The following is a 15,023-nucleotide window of genomic DNA, read 5'->3' on the forward strand; positions in this document are numbered from 1 at the left end:
ACGACAGCGGCGCGGGCGGAAGCCGGACGGGGACGACGGCGCGGAACGTGCGGCGGCGTCCGGTAAGAGCGCGAAGTACGTGGACGAAGAGGAAAGCGAAGGGGTCAGCGGCGTGGCTGAGGCGGAGGAGCCTCGTGCGTGGGTCGGGCAGGGCTCACGGACGGAGCACGAGCACGGGCGCGAGCCCGAACACGACAGGGCGGCACCCGAAGGGGCGCGGCGCCGGGCGGGCAGCGAAGGGGAGCGGCGGCTTCAGCGCAGGCTCGGTACGTCCGAGCGTGCGGAGCGCTTCTACGACGAGCAGGTGCTCGACCATCTCAACGACCGGATGCGGGAGTTCGTGCAGCGCCAGGAGATGTTCTTCCTCGCGACGGCGGACGCGTCCGGCGAGTGCGACAGCAGCTTCCGCGCAGGGCCCGCGGGTTTCCTGAGGGTGCTGGGCGAACGCAGCCTGGCCTACCCGGAGTACCGCGGCAACGGCGTGCACGCGAGCCTCGGCAACATCGAGGAGAACCCGCATCTGGGCATCATGCTGATCGACTTCACCCGGGCCCGCATCGGGCTGCACATCAACGGGCGCGCGGCGGTACTCGAGGACGAGGAGTTCCGCGCGCTGTACCCGGATCTGCCGGCGGACCCCGTTCCGGGGCGAAGGCCCCAGGTGTGGGTGCATGTGGAGGTCGAAGAGGCCTACATCCACTGTGCGAAGCACATTCCGCAGTTGCAGAAGGCGCCGAAGCGTACGGCTCGCGACTGGGGCACGGACGACTACAAGCGCAAGGGCGGCGACTTCTTCGGCACGGGGCGCGACGCACGCGAGCGTGCCGCCGCGGGCGAGGCGGGCGGTGCGCGTGAGCACACCGGGCTCTCCGAGCCGGAGCCTGCCGGGCATGCCGGGCCCGTCGAGTCCGTCGGGCCCAACGAGCCTGTAGCGACCGCGCCTTCGGAGGCGACTCCCTCGGAGGCGACGGCCTCGGAGTCCGCTCTGGAAGCGGCGGAGAGTACGGCGGCCGGGGTGCGGGGGCCGGAGGAGGCACGCTCGCCGGGCTCGCTGGAGTCGTCGTTGTTCACCCCGTCCTCTTCCTCGTCGTCCGACTCGCCTTCGTACACGTCCTCTTCCTCGTACTCGTATTCGTCGTCCTCGGCATCGGCCCCGGCACCGTCCTCGGTATCGGGGGCGTCCGCCTCCACCACGTACGACGAACTACGCGGCTACGTAAGCGAGAAGGCGCACTCGGAGACCTCCGGGGCGGGCGGGCTGACCGGGACGCCCACCGTGCCGGAACAGCGGGTGCCGGAGCAGCGGCGCTCCCCGGACTGGCAGTGGCCCGAGGCGCCGCCGCCTCCGCTCTTCCCCAGCTCGTCACGCGACTCGCAGGAGAGGAAGCGGCGCACGGAGCGTGCCGCGGACACCGGCCAGGGGGAGCGGCCGGGGCAGAACGGCCCGGCGGGACCGACCGCGATGGACGGCGCCTCAGGTGCGCTCGCGGCTCGGGCGGCGCAGTCGGCCGGCGGCTTCCACATGAACGGTTCCGATCCGGACGCATGGCGTCAGGAGGCCGAGCGTGCGCTGGCCGAGGCGCAGCGGCGGGGGGCTATGAGCGAAACCGGTACGTTCCAGGGCTGGTTCGGCTGAGACGACGGTCAGGCAGGGCGACCAGGCCGGTACAGCCAGGTCAGTACAGAGGACCAGCACAGACGGGCCAGTACAGGCGGGCCGGTGCAGACGCGCCGGGCCGGTCCAGGGACGAGCAGAGACGAGTCGGCGACGAGCCGACGGTAGAGCGGCGCCCCGCGTTCTTCGCACGCCGGGGCGCACGTCCCGTCCCGGGGCGTCCGCGTTCTGCCGCGTCATGCTGCCCCGCCGACGCGGCCCGCTCACCCCAAGTCGTGGGCGAGCAGCGCCAGTACGCCCTCGATGTTCTTGTCGAGGTACGACCGCAAGGCGGGCGGTACGACCTCGACGGAGGCGATGCCCTCGCGTGTGAAGGGCACCCGTACGAACTCGTACTCCCCGCAGGGCTCTTCGACTTCCGGGCCGTGTCTGCGGGTCAGGTCCATCGAGGCGAGGCGGCAGACGAAGAAGTGCTGCACCTTGACGCCGGATTCGCCCTGTTCGGTGGTGTGCGGGACGGTGTCGACGAAGGCGGGGACCACGTCCGTCACCTTCGCGCCCAGCTCCTCGTCGACCTCGCGGTGAAGCGCGTCGACGACGGTGGCGTCCACTCCCGGTTCCACGCCGCCGCCCGGGGTGATCCAGTACGGCTCTCTGCCCGGCTTGGTGCGTTTGATCAGCACCAGTTCGGGAGTGCCGCCGGCGGTGCCGCTGCTGTCCGTGTCGAGGAGCAGGGCGCGGGCGGTGCGCTTCACCACGGGGCGTTCAAGGGGCATGCGTGAGGTCTGGCCCGTCGTGCGGTGGGTCAAACACGCTCCTCGGCAGATGTACGGACATCCGGACGTGAAACCGCCCAGTCACCCTGGAAACCATGGAACCCGCACATGCAATGGTGAATATCTCCACAGAGGTATATCGATAATGCCGTCTCCGTCACTGGACATTGACGCAGAGTCAACTAACCTGGTTTGAGCGGTTCTTGACGCATTGGGCCGCGACCGGGCGGTTCGAGGCATGAGGGGGAGCCTCGAACCGCTCTCGTGTGCGGGGAAGTCGACTGCGACGACTACGAGGCGCCCCCGCCCGCACCCGAGCCGTCCCCACCCGTCACATCGTCCTGACGCACCTCGAACATGTAGAAGCCGCGCTTCCCTCCGGCCGCGAACGCGCTCTGCCCCGGCACCCACGCACAGCACCTGAAGTCGTCGTCCGCCCGCGTCATCGCCACGCAGTCGCCCCTCGCCGTGTCCCACAGCCGTACGGTGTGATCGGTGCTGGTGGACACCAGCCGCGACCCGGACGGTGCGGCCGCCAGACCCGTGACGCGGTCGGTGTGCCCGGTGAGGGTGCGGATGCGTTCGCCGGTGCCCGTGTCCCACAGCCGTACGGCGTGGTCCTCGCCGACCGTGGCGATCCATCCGCCGTCGGGTGCGACGGCCAGCCCCGTGACACGGTCCGCGGAGCGGATGAAGACACGCGACTGCCCGGTGGCGCTGTTCCAGAGCCTGACGGTCCGGTCGTAGCTGCCCGTCGCGATCCATTCGCCGTCCGGTGAGATCGCCAGGCCGGTGATGTGGTCGGTGTGCCCGGCCAGTGTCCGCAGATGACGTCCGGTCTCCGGATCCCACAGCTTTACGGTGCGGTTGGCGCCCGCGACAGCGAGCCACTCGCCGCCGGGCGCCACGGCCATGCCCGTGATGCGTTCGGTGTGGCCGGTGAGGGCGCGGATGTGGTCGCCGCTCGCGGTGTCCCACAGGCGTACGGCCAGTTCGATGTCGGCGGTCGCCAGCCAGTCCCCGCAGGGCGACACGGCGAGCGCGGTGATGCGGTCGCCGCTTCCCGGAAGGGCGCGCAGATGCCGCCCGTCGACGGTGTCCCACAGCCGTACGGCATTGTCCTCGTCGGATGTGGCGAGCCATTCGCCGCCGGGGGAGACGGCCAGGCCCGACACTCGGCGATTGTGCATGGTGAGCGTCTGGCGCCGATGACCGGCGCCGGCGTTCCACACGCGGACCGTGCGGTCGGCGCCCGTCGTGGCGAGCCAGCTCCCGTCGGGGGAGACGGCGACGCCGGTGACGGTGTCGGTGTGCCCGGTGAGGGTGCGGGTCTCCTGGCCGGTGCGCAGGTCCCAGATGCGCGCGGTGTGGTCCTGGCCGGTGCTGGCGAGCCAGCTTCCGCCGGGCGCGGCGGCCAGGCCGGTGACGGCGGCGGTGTGGCCGGTCAGCGTCCGCTCGTAACGACCGGTGCCGGCGTCCCAGATCTGCACGATGCGGTCCTCCCCCGCGCTGACCAGGCGGTTGCCGTCCGGGGAGGCGGCCAGCGCGGTGACCGTGGCGTTGTGGCCGGTCAGGGTGCGCCGGCAGCGTCCGGAGTCGGCGTCCCACATGCGTACGGTGCGGTCCGCGCTCGCGGAGGCGATCCAGTCGCCGCCGGGTGAGACCACGACGGAGGTGACGGTGTCCGAATGTCCGCCCAGCGTACGGAAGTTGCGCCCGGTGCGTACGTTCCACAGCTTGACCGTGTGGTCTTCGCCTGCCGTTGCGAACCATGTGCCGCCCGGCGCGACGGCGACCGACGTCACGGTGTCGGTGTGCCCGGTGAGGGTGCCGGTCTCCTCGCCGGTGCGGGCGTCCCACAGCCTTACGGTGTCGTCCCAGCTCGTGCTGGCGATCCACTCGCCGTCGGGCGAGACCGCGACGGACGTGACGATGTTCGTGTGCCCGGTGAGGGTGCGCAACTCCTCGCCGGTGCGGGCGTCCCACATGCGTACGGTCCCGTCCCAGCCGGCGCTGACGAGCCATGTGCCGTCGGGGGCCACGACCACCGAGGCGACGCGTCCGGTGTGCCCGGTCAGGGTGCGCTTGAGGCTGTCGCCGAGGAGGTCGGGAAGGGGCCAGCGGCCCATCAGGTGCGGCTCCCGCAGTTCCGAACGGCGCCTGGTCACCTGCCCCTGCCAGCACGGCTCGTGGAGGATGCGGCTGTGCAGCACGGAGGCGAGGGAGTGCCGCGGCCGCGTGGGCGCCAGCAGATGGGCGGCCCTCGCCAGGGCACCGGCCCTCGCCGAAGCGCGTTCGGTGGGGATCAGGCTGAGGTCGGCGTAGGGGGCGCTCGGACCGTTCTGCGCCAGCCGCGACTCGACCCAGCGCAGGTCGCCCGCCGTCGCCTCGGCCTGCTCGGGGCGGCCCGACTCCAGGAGATGAGCGATCAAGTGGCGGCTGATGTAGGGGTCGTCGGCCAGCCACCAGGCGGTGCCGGGGCCGGGCTCCTCCGCGGTGAGCGGTTCCGCGGCGGGCAGACCCGCGGCGACGGCGTCGAGCAGTGAGGTGTTGAGCCGGGCCAGGTTCTCCGCGCCCCACTCGCCGCGCAGATAGTCGCGTACGACGTCGTGGAGGGTGAGGGTGCCCGCGGACGGACGCAGCACGACGAGTGAGAGATCGGCCATGTCGTGGCAGAGGCGGCGGCCGTCGAGGGGCGCCAGACCGGCCGTCTCCTGCCACAGGCGGGTCACGAGGGCCACGGGGACGTGCTCGTCCTCGGCGAAGACGCCGAGTTCACGGAAGCGGGCGGCTCCGTCGCCGGGCAGCAGCCGGACGCTGGCCTCGATGGTGGACCGTACGGCCCGCGGGTGGGGCTCGCCGCCTTCGCCGGGCGCACTGCCGTCACGGGGCGGCGGGTCGACGGCGGCGGGGCCCTCGGCGTGGAGCCTCCCGAGGACCTCGGCGGCCGAAGTGGCCGGTGTGGCGCCCATTTCGAGGTCGGCGGCGAGAATCCGGTTGGTCAGACGCAGCAGCAGAGGCCAGTCGCCGCACGCGCGGAGCAGCCGGTCCGCCACGTCGGAGGGCAGCGAGGGAAGGTCCCACATCAGCACCCTTCGCGCCTGACGCGGTGTCATGCGGTCGACTCTTACGCGTATCGCGTCCTCGGGCAGCGACGAGGGGACCCGGGTGGTCACCAGGCGTGCGCAGTGCCTGCCGCCGTGGAGGAAGGGCCGAAGCTGCGCCGGGTCCCATACGTCGTCGATCACCAGCAGCGTCGGAGGGCGGCGGCTGAGCAGGCGGCCCAGGTGGCGGCCCGCGAGCTGCGGGTCCTCGAACGTGGTGGTGTCGCCGGTCACCAGGCATGCGACCTCGTTGACCTTGGCGGCGACGGCGGCGCTGCCGCGTATGTCACGGCCCATCGTGAACGGATAGATGCCGCCCCTGAAGTGCTTGCGCACCGCCGGGCTGGCGCACACGACTTCGGCGAGCGTCGTCTTGCCGAAGCCTCCGGGGCCGTGGAGTCCGACGTCGGTGCCGTTGGCGGCGGACCCGCCGGAGGGGCGGCGCAGCAGCGCCCTTACGACCTCGTCGGCTTCGGCCGGCCGCTCGACGACCCATGCCCCGCCTGTGTCCAGGGGCGGCGGATCGAGCGAAGGGGGCCTGGTCGCCCAGGTGCTGCCCCAGGTCAGGGCGAGGGCGGCGAGCACCGCACCCGCGCCTGTGCCGGTGCCGACGCGGGTCTCCTGGTTCCAGGGCAGCATTTCGTCGCTCAGCCATACGGAGAGCGCGAACGTCGTCAGTGACAGCACCGTCAGCGCCAGCCACCGCTGCCAGCGACCCATCTCCCCAACCCCCATAAGCCGTAAGGGCGGTCATGGTGCCACCGCACGGCGCGCACCATCCGATATCCGGTCAACATCAACTCCCGGGCGCGGCCGCGGTCCCGTCTGACCGGTCGTTCGGCTACCGAGACGTACGAATGTGCAGGAGATGTGCGCACTGTCCGGTTCTGCCGCCTCGGTGACCGCAGGGCGGTGCGGGGTGGCCCTGTCTTTCCCTGCCGCCTCTTGTCCGCGAATGAGAGCGGAGTGTCTGATTCCGGTCGTGCACGCCCTGTCGGGCTCCGGGTGGAGCGGTGAGGGCGGCGCGATGTGGACATGACCGGCCGTCATGACCGTCGGCGGTCTACGGCAATGGAACGGCTCCGGCCGAGGGGGCTTGAAAACAGCGCTTACATCACGGTCGTCAACGCGCTCGTCAACACCCTTGTCAATGTGGGCGTCACCGCGGTGTGAAGCGCCGTCACCTGCCGGGGCGGCGGACCGAAGGTGGCCGACCCCCGGGCGCCGACGCCGGCAACAGTGGAAACCCCCGTCACCACGGCATCAACAGCCCTTTAAACGCGCTCAGTTGCGTTTTTGTCCATTCTGTCCCCCGGCGCACTCCAGGCTCGTATGACTCAGATGTACCCGAAGGCATGGTTTCCCCAACTCCGTGTGGAAGTCACCCACTTCGCCCATGGAGGCTAGGAGAAGCCATAAGGCGAACATCCTCTATACGAAGGAGCACATCATGCGAGTACGTAACGTTCTGGTCGCCACCGCATTTGCCGCTGCCGCCGTCGTCGGAGGGGCCGGTGCCGCTGCCGCGGACAGCCCCATTGCCACGGGCTCCGCCAACCAGCCCTCGGGCGTCCTCTCCGGCAACGTTGTCCAGGTCCCGATCAACGCGCCCATCAACGCGTGCGGCAACACCGCCGACGTCATCGGCGTTCAGAACCCGGCCGTCGGCAACGCCTGCCAGGCCCGCTGAGCGAGCGGGACGATCCGCACCCCGTCCGGCGAGGGCGTAGGCAAGCGGGCCGCGGCGGGGACGGACGGTCCCGGTGTTGTGAACACCCCGCCGTCATGAGGTGAGTACCGACGAGCAGGGGGCCGCCGGGCGGCGATCCGGGGATGCGGGAAGCCCCGGTTCGGCGAACGGGACAGGCCCCCTGCTCACTCGCCGTGTGACGGCCCCTTGCTCACTCGCCGTGGGGCCCCTTGCACACTCGCCGTGTGACGGCCCCTTGCTCACTCGCCGTGGGACGGCCCCCGGAGCGGCACTAGAGTGCGACGGTGACCTCCTTGCCGGAAGAGCCGTCGCCCCTCGTCGGCGAAGACGACCGCGAAGCTGCCGTGCGGCGCTTGCGGGAGGCGTACGCCGAAGGGCACATGTCCCACGAGGAGCTGGACGGACTCCTCCAGCGGGTGCTGACAGTCAGCACGTACGGCGAACTCGCGACCGCCATGGCCTCGCTCCCCGGGGAGAAGCCGGGCACCAGCTCCACGATCGCCGCCTTCGGCGGGCGCATCCGGCGACGCGGCGCGTGGCGGGTACCGCGGAACCTCAAGGTGGAGTCCGCATTCGGAAGAGTCCACCTGGACCTGTCGCGGGCGGTCGTCGAACATCCGGTGATCGACATCGAGTTGCAGCTCGGCACCGGCAGAGCGCTGATCACGGTCCCGCGCGACGCGACCGTCGACCTCGACGGCCTGCGCACCATGTGGAAGGACTCGCTCTACAAGACCCCGCGCAGCGCCCGCTCCGGCGGACCGACCATAAGGATCTCCGGGGCGATGGGCTTCGGACGCCTGAAGATCCGCCACGCACGGCGCTGAGGACCGGGCCCCGGTACGGGACGACGGTCACCGGCGACGCGGGAACCCGCCTGAGTACCGCCGGTGAGTGGCGAGTCGAGGGCGCCCGAAGCGGGACGCGCGCCGGTGAGCCGCTCGGGATACGAGCGGCCACAGCGTGAGCGGCCGACCGGCCGATGCGGCAAGGGCCGGCGCCGAACGGGACACCCGCCCGGCGCCGGCCCCTCGATTTGCGCCGGCCCTTCGCTCTTCGGTGCTCCTCCCGGCACCTCCTCCGGCTACTCGGCGATCGGCAGATAGACCCTGTTGCCCGCTTCCGCGAACTCCCGCGACTTGGCGAGCATCCCCTCCTGGACCTCCTCGTCGCTGAGGGACTCCTCACCGGAGCCGAACCGCTCGTTGATGTTCCGGCTGATCTTCATCGAGCAGAACTTCGGCCCGCACATCGAGCAGAAGTGAGCCGTCTTCGCCGGTTCCGCCGGCAGCGTCGCGTCGTGGAAGGCGCGTGCCGTGTCCGGGTCGAGTGCCAGATTGAACTGGTCCTCCCAGCGGAACTCGAAGCGGGCGTCGGAGAGCGCGTCGTCCCATTCCTGCGCGCCCGGATGCCCCTTGGCGACGTCCGCCGCATGTGCCGCGATCTTGTAGGTGATCACGCCGGTCTTGACGTCGTCCCGGTCGGGCAGGCCCAGATGTTCCTTCGGCGTGACGTAGCAGAGCATCGCCGTGCCCCACCAGCCGATCATCGCCGCGCCGATGCCGCTGGTGATGTGGTCGTAGCCGGGTGCCACGTCCGTCGTCAGCGGGCCCAGTGTGTAGAACGGCGCCTCGTCGCAGACCTCCTGCTGGCGGTCGATGTTCTCCTTGATCTTGTGCATCGGGACGTGGCCGGGTCCCTCGATCATCGTCTGGACGTCGTGCTCCCTTGCGACGCGGTTGAGTTCGCCGAGGGTGTCCAACTCGGCCATCTGCGCCTCGTCGTTGGCGTCCGCGACGCAGCCGGGCCGCAGCCCGTCGCCGAGGGAGAAGGTGACGTCGTAGGTGCGCAGGATGTCGCACAGCTCCGCGAAGTGCGTGTAGAGGAAGCTCTCCCGGTGGTGCGCGAGACACCAGGCCGCCATGATCGAGCCGCCGCGCGAGACGATGCCGGTCTTACGGCGGGCGGTCAGCGGTACGTAGCGCAGCAGAACGCCCGCGTGCACCGTCATGTAGTCGACGCCCTGCTCGCACTGCTCGACGACGGTGTCCCGGTAGACCTCCCAACTCAGCTCCTCGGCCTTGCCGTCGACCTTCTCCAGCGCCTGGTAGAGGGGGACGGTGCCGATGGGGACGGGCGAGTTGCGCAGCACCCACTCGCGTGTGGTGTGGATGTTGCGGCCGGTGGAGAGGTCCATGACGGTGTCGGCGCCCCAGCGGGTCGCCCACGTCATCTTCTCCACCTCCTCCTCGATGGACGAGGTGACCGCGGAGTTGCCGATGTTGGCGTTGACCTTCACGAGGAAGTTCCTGCCGATGATCATCGGCTCGGTCTCGGGGTGGTTGACGTTGGCGGGCAGTACGGCGCGGCCGGCCGCGATCTCGTCCCTCACGAACTCGGGCGTACGGTTCTCCCGCAGCGCAACGTACTCCATCTCCGGTGTCACCAGACCGCGCCTGGCGTAGGCGAGTTGGGAGACGGAGGCGGCCGCGCCGCCGGTTTCCCCGCGGCCGCGGCGGGGCTTGCGCGGGCGGCCGGGGAAGACCGCGTCGAGGCCGTCGAGGCCGCCGCCGCGCGGGGTCGTGTGTTTGATTCCGTCGTCCTCGGGCCGCAGTTCACGGCCCGTGTACTCCTCCGTGTCGTCGCGTTCGATGATCCAGTTGCGGCGCAGCGGCGGAAGGCCGCGGCGCACGTCGGTGTCGATGGCGGGATCGGTGTACGGCCCGGACGTGTCGTAAAGCGTCACGTCCTTGCCGCTGGTGAGGTGCACACGGCGCACCGGGACCCGCAGGTCCGGGCGCGATCCGCTCAAGTAGCCCTTGTGCCAGCCGAGTCGGCGGGACCCGTTCTCAGCCGAGGGGGTACGTGCATCCTGCATGGTCATCGGACCAACTCCCTACGCCGGCATTACCCGGTAACAGGTTCGGCGGTCGACGCAGCCTTCCCCGCCGTAGGCGACCGCTCCGCCGTACGTCGTGCGTACGTGCGGCTGTCCGGTCGGACGGAGGTCAGCGCCCTCTCAGCCCCGTGCTCGGAGCTCCCGCGATGTGCAATGGTCCCACCACGCTAGTGGTATGACGCACGTGATGAACAGGGCGCCCCGGGGCCGGGGCTTTGCAATGATCGGGTCGTGACCCCCGATCCCCGGTCCCGCTCGTACCGGCAAGCGCAAGGACCTTCCGAACCCGTCCCGGTTCCGGTGCCGGGACAGCAGCGCGACCGCCGGCGGCCCGACTGCCGCCGACAGCCAGGCAGTTGGTGCCTACGGCCGGCAGCCCGGTCAGGGTCAAGGGCATGCGCAGGGTCCACCCGGGCACGGTTCCGCCCAGCACGGCCACGGCGGTCACGGCCACGGCGAACACGGCCACGGCGCACACGGTCAAGGGCATGGGCACAGCCACAGCCATGGACCGCCCGCTCCCGTGTCGCGGCATCTGCGCAAGGTCATCGCCGCCGTGCTGATTCCTTTCGCCGTCGCGGTCGTCGCGGGTCTCGCGCTGCTGTGGCCCGGCGGCGTACCGGAGAAAGGCGGCTCCACCGGTGTCGGCTTCGACCGGCCGACGCTTCCGGCGCGTGTGACGGCGGTACGGGTCGTCGACTGCAAGGACGTCAACGCGCAGAACTCCGCGCCGCAGCCCGGCCAGTCCGGCGGGGCGGCGGGCAGCCAGGGCGCCGGCGGCCAGGGCGGGGCGGCCGGGGCGGGCGGCACCTGCAAGAAGGCGACCGTCGAGGTCGCTGCCGGCAAGGACAAGGGCACCGAGTTCACCGAGGTCGTCACCCCTGACGCCACCCGCACCTACTCGGCCGGGCAGGACGTCGTCGTCGCGTACGCCGCGAACGCGCCGCGCGAACTGCGCTACAGCGTCATCGACGTCGACCGCGACCTGCCGATGGTGCTGCTGGCGGGCGTCTTCGCGCTCTTCGTGGTGCTGGTCGGACGGATGCGCGGAGTGCTCGCCCTGGTGGGCCTCGCGGTGAGTTTCGCCGTGCTGAGCCTGTTCATCCTGCCCGCGATACTTCAGGGTTCGAATCCGCTGGTCGTCGCCGTCGTCGGGGGCAGCGCGATCATGCTCGCGACGCTGTATCTCTGCCATGGGCTGTCGGCCCGTACATCGGTGGCCGTGCTGGGCACGCTGATATCGCTGCTGCTGATCGGGGTGCTCGGTTCGCTGTTCATCGGCTGGGCCCGGCTCACGGGGAACACCGACGACCAGACCGGCCTGGTGCACGGCCTGTTCCCCGACATCGGCATTCAGGGCCTGCTGCTGGCCGGGGTGCTCATCGGCTCGCTCGGCGTGCTCGACGACGTCACCGTCACCCAGACCTCGGCGGTGTGGGAGCTGAAGGAGGCCGATCCCGGCGCCGGTTGGCGGAAGCTGTACAGCGCGGCGATGCGCATCGGCCGCGACCACATCGCCTCGGTGGTCAACACGCTGGTGCTCGCGTACGCCGGTGCCGCGCTGCCGCTGATGCTGCTGTTCTCCATCGCGCGCAGCGGCGTGACGACGGTCGCGACGAGCGAGGTCGTGGCGGAGGAGATCGTGCGTACGCTGGTCGGCTCGATCGGGCTCGTCGCCTCGGTGCCGGTGACGACGCTGCTGGCTGCGCTGGTGGTCTCGTCGGACCGGGGCCGCGCCGTCGCTTCCTCTCTTCAGGCGGCCCAGGCGGGCGCAGCCGGTACGGCCGCCGCCACCGGTGGCCAGGGGCGACCCGCACGCGCGGACGCTCCGCAGCGTACGGACGCCGAAGTCACCACTCGTCGCGGCGGGAAGAGGAGGAAGCCGAAGTGAAGTGGCGCACCACGTAGATGAGTCCGCCGACGAGCGCCGCGAAGATCAGCACCTTGAACAGCAGCCCGATCAGGAAGCCGACGACGCTGGCGATCAGACCGCCGAACACGACGACTGCGATGACCGGGATCGCGACCCACTTCACCCACCACGGCAGGCTTCTCAAGATCCCTTTGGCGTCCATCTCTCTGGCTCCTGTCGGCCGGGCCGGTCCCGCTCGTGGCGAACCGGTCGATACGGGCTGCTGTGCGGCGGCCGCAGTGTCGCGCCGCCGCCTCTCACCCCCGATGCTAGAGCGCCGCGGACGGAGCCGGGAGGGCCGCGGACCCCGGCCGTCCCCTGAACCGTCCCCCATCGAACCCTGAGCCGGGCGTCCTCCCCGGCCCGGGGTACGGGGTCCGGCCTGCCGCTTCCGCTTCGCGGAGACGGCCCGGCTCGCGGGCCCGGCCGCGCGGTCAGCTCTCAGGCGGCGCGAAGACGACCATGACCCGCAGGTCCTCCGCGATGTGGTGGAACTTGTGCGGCACGCCCGCCGGTACGTAGACGACGCTGCCACGTGCCACCGCCGTCGTCTCGTCCCCCACGGTGATCGCGCCGCGTCCGCTGACGACGAAGTAGATCTCGTCCTGTTTGTGCGGCTGCTGCGGATCTGTCTGGCCCCGGTCCAGGGCGTAGAGCCCGGCGGACATGTGGCGCTCCCGCAGGAACTGGAGATACGCGCCGTCGTGCGCGGCCCGCTGGGCTTCCAGCTCCTCCAGCCGGAACTCCTTCATCTGCCCGCCCACCCCTTGTCCTTGTCGTCCGTTCGTCCTGCCGGTGCTGCCCGGAACTCCCGGAACTCCCGGAACTCCCGGGGTTCCAGGTCCTGCTGGTACCGCCGGTGTTCCGACCGCGCCGCCCGTGCCGCTCGTACTGCCGTGCCCGCGGGGCCAGTTCGCGGCCCGGCCGCGTGCACCGCCGCACGCCGTCGCCCCCGTCGCCTCGGCGGCTTCTCCGGTCTCGTGTGACCCGGGCCTCCGGCTCTGTCACGATCACACTATGACCAATTTCCTCATCAAGACGCTGGCGAACGCAGCCGCCCTCGCGGTGGCGACCTGGCTGGTGTCCGGCATCGAACTCACCGGTGCGGACACCGGATCGAAGACGGTCACGCTGGTGATCGTGGCGTTGATCTTCGGGGTCGTGAACTTCGTGGTCAAGCCGCTGCTGAAGTTCATCTCGCTGCCGCTGATGGTCCTCACCCTCGGCCTGTTCACGCTGGTGATCAACGCGCTGATGCTGATGCTCACTTCGTGGGTGGCCGACAATCTCGACGTGAGCTTCCATGTGGACGGCTTCGGTACGGCCTTCCTCGGCGGCCTGATCATCTCGATCGTGGCGTGGGCGCTGCACATGGTCCTCCCCGACCGGGACTGACGTATCACCGGTGACCGGCCGCGACGGGCCGACACCGGCACACCGCCACGAGCACGGACCGAGCGAGCACGGAGTGCGTATGGACACCTTCCGCGTCTGTTTCGTATGCACCGGCAACATCTGCCGGTCGCCCATGGCCGAGGCCGTCTTCCGCTCCCATGTGGCGGACGCGGGGCTGGAGGACCGGATCACCGCGAGCAGCGCGGGCACCGGCGGCTGGCACGTCGGAGACCCGGCCGATCCGCGTACGGCGGAGACGCTGGAGTCCGCGGGGTACGAACTCGTCCATTCGGCACGGCAGTTCGAGCCCGCGTGGTTCGACGGGCAGGACCTGGTCGTCGCCCTCGACGAGGGCCACGAGCGGGAACTGCGTGCCATGGCCCCCACCCCCGAGGACGCCGCGAAGGTACGGCTGCTGCGCTCCTACGACCCGACCGCCTCGGAGCGCGACGGCTTCGGCTTCGACGTGCCGGACCCGTACTACGGCGGTTCGAGCGGGTTCGAGGAGGTGCTGAAGCTTGTGGAGGCGGCCGTGCCGGGGCTGCTCTCGGAGGTCGCGGCGACGCTGGACGAGAGATCCGCGGGCGCGGGCGCGGGTGCGGGCGGCGCGACCGCTGCACACCGCGGCCCGGCACATCGTGCGCCGCGGCATGGCGGGGCCTCGCACGAGGCCCCCCGCAAGGAAGCCGGCTGATGCCCGCGCTCGCCGACCGCGTGGCCGAGCTGACCGGCGCCGATGAGGCCACGCGTGCGTTCCCCGTCGAGGGCGGGGACATCTGCGACGCGTGGAGCATCATGCTGCGCGGCGGTCCTCACGGGCTGCACCGCAAGGTGTTCGCCAAGACCCGCTCCGGCAGCCCGCCCGGCTTCTTCGCGGCGGAGGCCGCGGGACTGACCCTCCTCGCCGTGACGGGGACCGTGGCGGTACCGGACGTACTCGCCGTCGAGGACGACGTGCTCGTACTGGAGTGGCTGGAGCCCGGAGAGCCCACCCCCGACCAGGCGGACCGCCTCGGACGTGAACTGGCCGCGCTGCACAACATGAGCGCCCTGTCCTACGGGACTCCGGGCCGCGCCGCCTATATCGGGCCGCTGTCGCTGCCCTCACCGTCGACGCCCGTGACAGAGCCCGAGCAGTGGCCCGCCTTCCACGCCGAGTACCGGCTGCTGCCGTATCTGCGGCAGGCCGTCGACGGCGGCGGCATCGAAGCCTCCGACGCACGCGACGTCGAGCGGCTCTGCGAGCGGATCGGCGACATCGCCGGGCCGCCGCAGCCGCCGGCGCTGATCCACGGCGATCTGTGGTCCGGCAATGTGCTCTGGGCCGGCGGCGACGCCCCGCGTCCCCGGCTGATCGACCCGGCGGCACAGGGCGGACACCCCGAGACCGACCTGGCGTTCCTCCAGCTGTTCGGCTGCCCGCACCTCTCCCGTATCCTCGCCGCGTACGAAGAGGTACGTCCCATCGAGGGCCGCGCCCAGCGGGTCCCCCTCCATCAGCTCCACCATCTGCTGGTGCACGCCGTCCTCTTCGGACCGGGCTACGGCGCACAGTGCGGGGCGGCGGCACGCGAGGCGCTGGGCGGCTGACCGGCCGAAGCAGCCCCTGAA

The 15,023-nt window shown here is 71.0% G+C and carries 12 protein-coding genes; 7 read left to right on the forward strand and 5 right to left on the reverse strand.

The annotated features are described in order from the left end of the window. Nucleotides 1-112: 112 nt before the first annotated feature. Complete coding sequence (locus MMA15_RS28225; RefSeq protein ID WP_308290542.1) at nucleotides 113-1,636, forward strand: pyridoxamine 5'-phosphate oxidase family protein; 1,524 nt, start codon at nucleotides 113-115, stop codon at nucleotides 1,634-1,636. A gap of 242 nt (nucleotides 1,637-1,878) precedes the next feature. Here the strand turns inward: MMA15_RS28225 and MMA15_RS14185 are convergent, their stop codons facing one another. Both MMA15_RS14185 and MMA15_RS14190 read right to left on the reverse strand, forming a co-directional pair. Next, complete coding sequence (locus MMA15_RS14185; RefSeq protein ID WP_241063186.1) at nucleotides 1,879-2,391, reverse strand: NUDIX domain-containing protein; 513 nt, start codon at nucleotides 2,389-2,391, stop codon at nucleotides 1,879-1,881. A gap of 290 nt (nucleotides 2,392-2,681) precedes the next feature. Beyond that, the gene (locus MMA15_RS14190) at nucleotides 2,682-6,215 is read right to left on the reverse strand and encodes an NB-ARC domain-containing protein (RefSeq protein ID WP_241059982.1); all 3,534 of its coding nucleotides are present in this window, start codon (nucleotides 6,213-6,215) and stop codon (nucleotides 2,682-2,684) included. Between the two features lie 730 nt (nucleotides 6,216-6,945). Here MMA15_RS14190 and MMA15_RS14195 point away from each other — a divergent pair. Next, entirely contained in the window at nucleotides 6,946-7,185 is a 240-nt protein-coding gene (locus MMA15_RS14195; protein WP_241059984.1) for a chaplin, read from the forward strand. A 305-nt stretch (nucleotides 7,186-7,490) separates the two neighbouring features. Next, the gene (locus MMA15_RS14200) at nucleotides 7,491-8,033 is read left to right on the forward strand and encodes a DUF1707 SHOCT-like domain-containing protein (RefSeq protein ID WP_241059985.1); all 543 of its coding nucleotides are present in this window, start codon (nucleotides 7,491-7,493) and stop codon (nucleotides 8,031-8,033) included. Between the two features lie 257 nt (nucleotides 8,034-8,290). Here MMA15_RS14200 and thiC read toward each other — a convergent pair whose 3' ends face one another. Then, nucleotides 8,291-10,090, reverse strand: coding sequence for a phosphomethylpyrimidine synthase ThiC (gene thiC / locus MMA15_RS14205; protein WP_277400260.1), 1,800 nt, complete (start codon nucleotides 10,088-10,090; stop codon nucleotides 8,291-8,293). Nucleotides 10,091-10,628: 538 nt separating this feature from the next. Between thiC and MMA15_RS14210 the strand changes: the two genes are divergently transcribed. After that, complete coding sequence (locus MMA15_RS14210) at nucleotides 10,629-11,996, forward strand: YibE/F family protein (RefSeq protein ID WP_372498239.1); 1,368 nt, start codon at nucleotides 10,629-10,631, stop codon at nucleotides 11,994-11,996. Here the strand turns inward: MMA15_RS14210 and MMA15_RS14215 are convergent. Both MMA15_RS14215 and MMA15_RS14220 read right to left on the reverse strand, forming a co-directional pair. Then, nucleotides 11,956-12,180 (reverse strand): DUF5326 family protein, encoded by a 225-nt coding sequence (locus tag MMA15_RS14215; RefSeq protein WP_241059987.1) that lies wholly within the window; start codon nucleotides 12,178-12,180, stop codon nucleotides 11,956-11,958. The genes MMA15_RS14210 and MMA15_RS14215 overlap by 41 nt on opposite strands. Nucleotides 12,181-12,451: 271 nt before the next feature. Then, a complete protein-coding gene (locus MMA15_RS14220; RefSeq protein ID WP_241063188.1) occupies nucleotides 12,452-12,769 on the reverse strand; it encodes a cupin domain-containing protein in 318 nt (105 codons plus the stop codon). 265 nt (nucleotides 12,770-13,034) lie between these two features. On the opposite strand from MMA15_RS14220, the gene MMA15_RS14225 reads away from it, so the two are divergent. From MMA15_RS14225 to MMA15_RS14235, 3 genes are all read left to right on the forward strand, one after another. Continuing rightward, nucleotides 13,035-13,412, forward strand: coding sequence for a phage holin family protein (locus MMA15_RS14225; RefSeq protein ID WP_241059988.1), 378 nt, complete (start codon nucleotides 13,035-13,037; stop codon nucleotides 13,410-13,412). Between the two features lie 79 nt (nucleotides 13,413-13,491). Continuing rightward, entirely contained in the window at nucleotides 13,492-14,106 is a 615-nt protein-coding gene (locus MMA15_RS14230) for a low molecular weight protein-tyrosine-phosphatase (protein ID WP_241059990.1), read from the forward strand. Continuing rightward, a complete protein-coding gene (locus tag MMA15_RS14235; protein WP_241059992.1) occupies nucleotides 14,106-15,002 on the forward strand; it encodes a fructosamine kinase family protein in 897 nt (298 codons plus the stop codon). The genes MMA15_RS14230 and MMA15_RS14235 overlap by 1 nt, the downstream gene beginning before the upstream one ends. Nucleotides 15,003-15,023: the final 21 nt, after the last annotated feature.

Origin of the sequence: Streptomyces marispadix (assembly GCF_022524345.1) — a bacterium.
Taxonomy (GTDB): Bacteria; Actinomycetota; Actinomycetes; order Streptomycetales; family Streptomycetaceae; genus Streptomyces; species Streptomyces marispadix.

What these genes read in the sequence shown, in the direction of transcription:
- MMA15_RS14185 (WP_241063186.1), bottom strand. Translation starts at nt 2,391, where the DNA reads ATGCCCCTTGAACGCCCCGTGGTGAAGCGCACCGCCCGCGCCCTGCTC.
- MMA15_RS14190 (WP_241059982.1), bottom strand. Translation starts at nt 6,215, where the DNA reads ATGGGTCGCTGGCAGCGGTGGCTGGCGCTGACGGTGCTGTCACTGACG.
- MMA15_RS14195 (WP_241059984.1), top strand. Translation starts at nt 6,946, where the DNA reads ATGCGAGTACGTAACGTTCTGGTCGCCACCGCATTTGCCGCTGCCGCC.
- thiC (WP_277400260.1), bottom strand. Translation starts at nt 10,090, where the DNA reads ATGACCATGCAGGATGCACGTACCCCCTCGGCTGAGAACGGGTCCCGC.
- MMA15_RS14215 (WP_241059987.1), bottom strand. Translation starts at nt 12,180, where the DNA reads ATGGACGCCAAAGGGATCTTGAGAAGCCTGCCGTGGTGGGTGAAGTGG.
- MMA15_RS14220 (WP_241063188.1), bottom strand. Translation starts at nt 12,769, where the DNA reads ATGAAGGAGTTCCGGCTGGAGGAGCTGGAAGCCCAGCGGGCCGCGCAC.
- MMA15_RS14225 (WP_241059988.1), top strand. Translation starts at nt 13,035, where the DNA reads ATGACCAATTTCCTCATCAAGACGCTGGCGAACGCAGCCGCCCTCGCG.
- MMA15_RS14230 (WP_241059990.1), top strand. Translation starts at nt 13,492, where the DNA reads ATGGACACCTTCCGCGTCTGTTTCGTATGCACCGGCAACATCTGCCGG.
- MMA15_RS14235 (WP_241059992.1), top strand. Translation starts at nt 14,106, where the DNA reads ATGCCCGCGCTCGCCGACCGCGTGGCCGAGCTGACCGGCGCCGATGAG.